The organism is Massilia genomosp. 1, assembly GCF_011682185.1.
Lineage (GTDB): Bacteria > Pseudomonadota > Gammaproteobacteria > Burkholderiales > Burkholderiaceae_D > Telluria_A > Telluria_A rubra.
The window spans coordinates 1-1,372 of sequence record NZ_WHJF01000281.1 but is presented as its reverse complement, the minus strand read 5'-3'; the positions used below and the strand labels follow the sequence as shown (position 1 = coordinate 1,372).

Here is a 1,372-nt window from a genome sequence, read left to right as displayed (position 1 = left end):
ATGCAAATTGTGCCGCGCCATCGCCCCCGTCCCCGGAGGACACGCCGGCATCGCCCACCTCGAACGTTGAAAGCAGCCCTGCCTCGGGGCTGGGCGCATCAGCGGGCACACCGGCCGATGGCGCCTGCAGTGAGCCGGATAAACCGTCTGGCGGCAAAAAGGCGGGCAAGCAGCCGGGCGCGAAAGGGGTTGGACGCATGCAAAAACTGGCGGTGTGCGACACCAGGGACCACTTCCCGGACTGCTGCGCCGCTTGTGGCTTGGAACTGACACGCGAAGGCGCGCAAGCCTATACCGGGTGGGACGAAATCGACATCGCCGGGAAGCCGACGGGGCAAATCGGTCTTTCCCTCCAAGTCACGCGCCACCGCCTCCACGGCGTCGCGTGCGCCTGCGGGCATATGACGCGGGCGGCGCACCACGTGGCGCCGGACGATCAATTATGGGACGGCGTCGAACTGGGGGAGTGGCGCCTGGTCGGCCCGCGCCTGGCCGGCGCCATCGTGTTCCTGTCGCTGCGCATGCGCCTGTCGCGCGCCCGCATCCGTGAGTTCTTCATCGAGCTGTTCGATTTGCAGCTCAGCACAGGCGTACTCGACGAAACCATCCGCGAGGCCGGGCGCGCCATGGCGCCGCTGGAGGACGAGATGGTCCGGGAAATCGAGGAGGCGGCGCTGCTCCATGCCGACGAAACGCCATGGAAGGAAGCGGGCAAGCCGCTTTGGCTATGGGTCTTCGCGGCGGCCCACACGACGCTGTTTTTTATCGGCTCGCGCAGCCTGGAAATCCTGTCGAATGTCTTGACGAACGCGTTCGAGGGGCAGCTCATGACCGATGGCTACCTGGCGTACCGCCATCTGGGCAATCGACTGCGCTGCTGGGCGCATTTATTGAGAAAAGTGCAAGGACTGACCGAGTCAACCGATGCCCGGGTGGTTTGCGCGGGAAAGGCGATGCAGGATGTGTTGCACACGCTGATGGAGGCCATTTACCTCGCCCGCGCCACGCCCGGCCACGAGAACGGGGCGCTGGCGAGCCAATACGCGCTTCAGATCGCGCGCTTGCGCACACTTTGCGAGCAGCATCGGGGTGACCCGCATGGCAAGCTGCGCTCGCTCGCCGTCGAGTTCCTGCTTGACTGGGATGTGATCCTGCGCCAAGTGTCGGAACCGCATCTGCCGCTGACGAATAATGCCGCCGAACAAGCCTTGCGCCATTGGGTGATCGCGCGCCGTATCAGCTATGGCACCAGAAGCGAGGCTGGCACCCGGGCGTTTGCATTGCTCGCCAGCGTCATCGAGACTTGCCGCAAGCGGGCCGTTTCCTCCTGGGTCTACATCGCCACTGTGATCGCCGCCGCCAGAAAGGGCGT

General features: G+C 65.1%; 1 protein-coding gene. It reads left to right on the top strand.

All coding sequences use genetic code 11. From position 1 onward, the window contains the following. Nucleotides 1–197: 197 nt before the first annotated feature. A partial coding sequence (tnpC, locus tag F1735_RS33570; RefSeq protein WP_167241334.1) for an IS66 family transposase occupies nt 198–1,372 on the top strand: 1,175 nt, incomplete at its 3' end.